Origin of the sequence: Pseudoalteromonas sp. SG44-1 (assembly GCF_014164315.1) — a bacterium.
GTDB classification, from domain to species: Bacteria; Pseudomonadota; Gammaproteobacteria; order Enterobacterales; family Alteromonadaceae; genus Pseudoalteromonas; species Pseudoalteromonas rhizosphaerae.
In genome coordinates this window covers 1-5944 of the sequence record NZ_JACJEW010000039.1, presented here as the reverse complement: position 1 = coordinate 5944, position 5944 = coordinate 1, and the positions used below count along the sequence as shown (strand labels likewise).

Below are 5944 nucleotides of genomic sequence, written 5' to 3'. Positions count from 1 at the left end.
GCGTCAGCAAGCTTAACGCCTACGGGAGTTTAAAGTTACTTTGGTACTTAATAACTTGTAGGCGAGTGGCTTGCCACCGCGAAAGGTTTTTCACAACTCTATGTCTAACTGGTGAATTTAAAATTGCGCGAGGTACCTTGGTCAAGTAATTCCGCCTACGGGTTGGCATTGGTGTTTGGATTTGCGTAGTCGGGGCTTTATGCCGCGTGACTCAAATGTCTTCTCTTTGTGAAAAATATTTTAAGTTTTTCATTCACAAAGAGTTAAAGGAAGGTAATAGGGTTCGGCTTAAGCTTACTTTCTCTGTGTTGCGCGAAGCGCCTCGGTGTCCTCTGTGGTGCAAATTGTTTAAATGATTAATTCACCACAGAGGGCACAGAGCTCACAGAGGAAGAGATTAAAGGGATAAAGTTAAAGGTGCTAGGGTTTTGGGAAGCCTGCGGGTTGGCATCGGTGTAAGGCTATATGTAAGCGGGGCTTTATCATAGCGAATTTTAATTATTGCTATTTATGAAATTAAATATTTCCTATAATAGTAATTATTGATTAAGTATTGATGTAACCAACTAATGTTAAAGCAACTTGTAGTCGCTAGTAGTCTAATTATTGTTAGCGGATGTGATGACAACGTTAAACCTAAGCAATCAAAGGCTGCAGTACAACCTTATCAATTAACAACACTTGAGCATTACCAGCATCAAGCTAACAACTTACTTCGCAGTATTAGAGTGCAAAAAGATGCGGCTAATTTAGAAACTCAATCTGCTGATTTAGTCGCGCTATCGCAGACTATCCTCAGTGACTTGATAGTTGATTATCCACAATGTGCTGAATACTTAAATGCGCTTATTGCTGTTGCTGATTTGCTCCCGTCATTGCCCCTAGAAGAAATTGAAAGTGGTTATCATAGCGATGGTAAGCTACCTAAGTTTGACGAGCCCATCTGTTATCACGGTAAGGATTTATTGGTTCATCCTGCGACTGTACAAGCGATTGCTCGTTCAGGATTTGTTGATCAACAAGCTTATGAATATGCGGAACTTGAGATTATTGAGGTAATTACTCATTTTGATCAGGTTGAACAAGTATTAAAGTAAATAGCTTAAACTCAATTGCCATAAAATTGTCATACCAGCTTGCTACTTTAACTGCCTCTTAATGAAGTAATGGGTTATTGATAAGTGAGTGCTCAGCTAAGTATATTAGACAATATATTGCGAAATAGTGAAATAACGACACTGTTTCAACCCATCTTTGATATCGCTGGGCAGCAAATATTAGGTTACGAAGCATTAAGTCGCGGTCCTAAAAATTGTGCATTAGAGATGCCAAATACGCTTTTTAGTGCTGCAATTGTGCACGATAAAATCTCAGAGCTTGAGTTGCTATGCCGTTCAAAAGCGATCGAAAATTTTGTAAGGTTAAAACTACAAGGCAAATTATTCTTAAATGTAAGCCCTAAAACCTTACTGGATCCTTGTCATCCGAAAGGCGAAACATTACACCTAATTAAGCAGTTTGGTTTGGCCGCTAATAGAGTGGTGATTGAAGTTACCGAACAAGAAAAGGTCGATGATGGCTTTTTATTGCTGAAAACAATTGCTCATTATCGCCAGCTCGGTTTTTCGATTGCCATCGATGATTTAGGTGCAGGCTACTCAGGATTAAAGCAATGGTCAGAATTATGTCCTGACTATGTGAAGATTGATCGTTATTTTATTGACCATTGTGATGAAAGCGTGGTTAAAAAAGAATTTTTAAAATCAATTATAGAGTTAGCGAAAGTTACCAAAACAGCGGTGATAGCAGAGGGCATAGAGCGGGTTGAAGAACTCAGTTTACTTGAAGGGCTAGGCATTGTGAATGCGCAAGGCTTTTTACTGGAACGACCAAGTTTAAAACCTAGCTTAGCGTTTGACTCATCTCAATTACAGCAATTAAGTTTTACTCCACTTAACAATCAGTTTGAGCAATCAATGGCGATAGGTTGGTTAGCAATCGAACAAGCCCCCATCGACAGTCATACCCGTTGTAAAGATGCGCATAATATTTTTGAAAAAGATAAATCGATTATCAGTCTTGCGGTTGTAGACGAAAACTTACAGCCGATAGGCTTATTACACAAAGATCAACTGACAGAAGTATTTGCGGCTCCTTATGGCCATGCTTTATACGACAAACAACCGGTTACGGCACTAATGCACAAGCAACCCTTGGTAGTTGATGAAAATCAGCTGCTTGATACTGTTAGTCAGCAAATTACCGAAAATGATTTTGATATTCGCCGTCATATTGTGATCACTCGCACTGAGCAGTACTTAGGGCTCGCGCCACTGCGGGATATTTTAAAACATATTACGGAAGAGAAAATTCGTCATGCTCAGCATGCTAATCCACTTACGATGCTGCCGGGGAATGTTGCAATTAACGAAGCAATTGAGCATAGATTAAGAGCCAAACACAGCTTTGCATTAGCCTATATTGATTTAAACCACTTTAAGCAGTTCAACGATTTATATGGTTACGCCAGTGGTGATAGCGTTATCAAATTATTGGCCGATGTAACCACCCAAGCTTGTAGTAATGTGCCCAGTTTTGTTGGTCATATTGGTGGCGATGATTTTATGGTGGTCTTTGATGGTGATGATGCGGCTACAGTATGTAACAACATAATAACTGAGTTTGAGCTGAAATCTCGTGCATTCTTTACGCCAGAGCATATTGCCAGTGGTGGTTATTGGGCAACTAATCGTGAAGGTGAAAAGCAATTTGTACCTTTACTTACTTTATCGATTGGCGTTGTTGAACCCGATCTAGAGCAGTGTACTAACAGCCATCAAATTGCTGCATTGGCAACAGATGCTAAAAAAGAAGCAAAACGCTATCGCCACAGCTATCTATTTTTATGTAAACGACGTGGTCCTGCTTTGGCGGTTGTGCGTTTAAGTCCTGAGAAACAAGTCATATAAAATAACGTTAAGTAGGGCTGTTTTTCTTGAGTATTTATTGCTCAGCGTGTAGCTTTACTAAAACACTAGAAAATAATAATTATGACTAGGTATTTCTTTTCACTCATCTCGCTCTCGGTACTTATTGTTAGTACCGTATGCAGTGCTAAAACTGCAGCAAAAGAAACGGTCACAATCGCTCAAGAACCTCGAACATTATATAAACGAGATGCATACTTAAAAGAGTTACTGCAACGTGCGCTTGATGCTGCTAATTATTCAGCCCAGTTAGAATCTGTCGTGGTACATCCTCACCAACAGCGGGCGCTCATAGCCCTTGGCGATAATAGCGTTGACCTATATTGGAGTATGACCAGCCCAGAACGAGAAACCTTAGCAATACCGATAAAAGTGCCGTTATTTAAAGGTTATATTGGTAAGCGAGCCTTAGTAACTAGGCAGTCGTTTCTTAATCGCTTTGTTGATATCAAGAGCAAAGAGCAACTAAAAGGGTTTACTGCAATTCAAGGGCATGACTGGCCAGATACCAAAATATTGGCACATAATGATTTATCAGTACGGCCGTTTGCAAATTATCAAGCGATGTTTAATATCGTTTTGACCGGACGAGTTGATTACTTTCCTCGCTCCTTCATAGAAGTAAGCTCAGAGTTAAAAGAAGTTAATAAGCAAGCGCTGGTTATTGTTCCAAATTTATATATTAGCTACCCGAGTGCTTTTTATTACTTTGTGGCCAAACACAAGCCAGAACTGGCAAAAACGCTCAGCGATGGCTTAGCTATTATGCAAAAGAACGGTAGTTTTGATGAGCTATTTAATCAGTATTTTGGCGATGATTTAAAGGCCTTGCCATTTGATCCGCAGAACACTGTTGAGATCAAATTAGAGAACCCTTATTTTAATCATTAAAAAAGGAGCCTAGGCTCCTTTTAGTATCGATCTGAGTATAACTCGCTATTAGCGAAGTAACGCTTCAGTTAATACTGGGCGAATTTCACGGATCATCGCTTGTGTTAATTTCGGTGCGCCACAGATAATATTACCGCTGTGAGCGTAATTATTACCACCGGCAAAATCTACAACCATACCGCCAGCTTCTTTAACCATTAGTTCACCTGCAGCTGAGTTCCATGGTTTCAAACCAATTTCAAAGAAACCATCAACACGGCCAGCTGCCACGTATGCCATGTCTAGTGCAGAACAACCGGCACGGCGAATATCAGCAGTGTGAACAAACAATGCTTTGAATGCTTCAGTATACGCATCCATATGGTGTTTGTTTTTGAATGGGAAACCAGTGGCAAGAACAGTACCAGAAAGAACGGTAGTTTTACTTACACGAAGACGTTTGCTATTTAGCTGTGCGCCTTGACCACGAGAAGCGGTGAAAAGCTCGCCACGAATTGGATCGTAGATAACAGCTTGGTCTAGACGACCTTTAACTTTAAGTGCGATAGAAACCGCGTAATGAGGGATGCCTTTGATGAAGTTTGTAGTGCCATCAATAGGATCAACAATCCATTGGTAATCTGCATCTTTACCTACGTGCTCACCTAGCTCTTCACCAACAATAGAGTGAGTAGGGTAAGATTGTAAAATAGTGTCGCGAATTACGGCTTCGGCTTCTTTATCAATATTCGTTACTAAATCATTAGTGCCTTTTTGTTGCACTTCAACTTTTGATAAATCTTCGCCAGCGCGAAGTAAAATTTTGCCTGCGTTACGCGCAGCGCGAACCGCAATGTTTAACATTGGATGCATGGTATTACCTTTGGGTTGTAAAAGAACGTGTATATATTTCTATATATTTCAGCCGGCGTATTCTAGCGATTTTTGACACAAAGTAAACAATAAACCCCAAAAAGTTTTGAGTGTTTTTTGTACTGGGTTGAGTTGCAAGGTAAAAATTACAAGACAAAAGCCAGCATTGATCGTTGATACATAAAACTTCCCATATTTATTACCTAGAACCTAGAACCTAGAATCTTTGCTGCTTACAGCTTTTCTCTATGTTATAATTCGCGCAATTTTTTGGTATGAGTTAAACAGTAATGATCTTAGATGACATCCGCATTGTTTTAGTAAACACCTCGCATTCAGGTAACATCGGCTCAGCGGCGCGCGCGATGAAAACCATGGGCTTATCAAAACTGTATTTAGTTGATCCAGCGTGTGAAGTTGATAGCCACGCCAGCGCATTAGCGGCCGGTGCAACTGATGTGCTAGGTAATGCGGTGATAGTTGACACAGTTGCTGAAGCGATTGAAGGTTGTGCTCTAACTATTGGTACTAGCGCCCGTTCACGTACTTTATCGTGGCCTATGGTGGAACCACGTGAATGTGGTGAGAAGCTAGTTGCCGAAGCTGTTACTGGTCCTGTAGCATTAGTTTTTGGCCGCGAAAACAGTGGTTTAAGTAATGAAGAACTGCAACTGTGCAACTACCATGTGTGTATTCCGGCTAATCCTGAATACAGCTCGCTTAATTTAGCAATGGCTGTGCAGACCTTATGTTACGAAACGCGTATGGCATTTTTAAATCAACAACCAAAAGCCACGCCAGTAGATGATGCTGTGTATCCAAGCTCAAAACAAACCGAGTTATTTTACGAACACTTAGAACAAACCTTACTGGAAACAGGCTTTATTATTAAGCAGCATCCGGGCATGGTAATGACTAAGCTACGTCGTTTATTTAACCGTGCACGCCCAGAAGATGCAGAGCTAAATATCTTGCGCGGTATTTTAACCTCAATAAATAAGTCTACTAAATAAGCGAAAGTTATAAGACTATTTGCCGCTAATACTTGACTAAATTACTCAGGTAATTACAATGAACACAGTACTTGACTAAAACAGTCGGGTATTGAAGTTAATTGAGGGGCTAGGAAGATATAGGCACTAGGAATAGCTTGACTAGAATCGAGCTATATAAACTTTGTAGAACCTAGAACCTAGAACCTAGAACCTAGAACC

5 protein-coding genes are annotated in these 5944 nt (G+C 40.3%); 4 read left to right on the top strand and 1 reads right to left on the bottom strand.

Features of this window, described 5'->3' with window-relative positions; translation table 11 throughout:
- Nucleotides 1-569 precede the first annotated feature (569 nt).
- From H5187_RS16610 to H5187_RS16600, 3 genes are all read left to right on the top strand, one after another.
- Nucleotides 570-1097 carry a hypothetical protein gene (locus H5187_RS16610; RefSeq protein ID WP_182798067.1) on the top strand — a complete coding sequence of 176 codons (528 nt, stop codon included), beginning with the start codon at nucleotides 570-572 and terminating at the stop codon, nucleotides 1095-1097.
- 84 nt (nucleotides 1098-1181) lie between these two features.
- Nucleotides 1182-2969, top strand: coding sequence for a bifunctional diguanylate cyclase/phosphodiesterase (locus H5187_RS16605; protein ID WP_182798066.1), 1788 nt, complete (start codon nucleotides 1182-1184; stop codon nucleotides 2967-2969).
- Between the two features lie 81 nt (nucleotides 2970-3050).
- A complete protein-coding gene (locus H5187_RS16600) occupies nucleotides 3051-3878 on the top strand; it encodes an ABC transporter substrate-binding protein (RefSeq protein ID WP_182719210.1) in 828 nt (275 codons plus the stop codon).
- A gap of 48 nt (nucleotides 3879-3926) precedes the next feature.
- Here the strand turns inward: H5187_RS16600 and suhB are convergent, their stop codons facing one another.
- Nucleotides 3927-4730: an inositol-1-monophosphatase gene (suhB, locus tag H5187_RS16595; protein WP_145236520.1), complete on the bottom strand. Its 804-nt coding sequence runs from the start codon at nucleotides 4728-4730 to the stop codon at nucleotides 3927-3929.
- Between the two features lie 290 nt (nucleotides 4731-5020).
- Here suhB and trmJ point away from each other — a divergent pair, with 290 nt between their 5' ends.
- The gene (gene trmJ, locus H5187_RS16590) at nucleotides 5021-5743 is read left to right on the top strand and encodes a tRNA (cytosine(32)/uridine(32)-2'-O)-methyltransferase TrmJ (protein WP_182794825.1); all 723 of its coding nucleotides are present in this window, start codon (nucleotides 5021-5023) and stop codon (nucleotides 5741-5743) included.
- Nucleotides 5744-5944 lie beyond the last annotated feature (201 nt).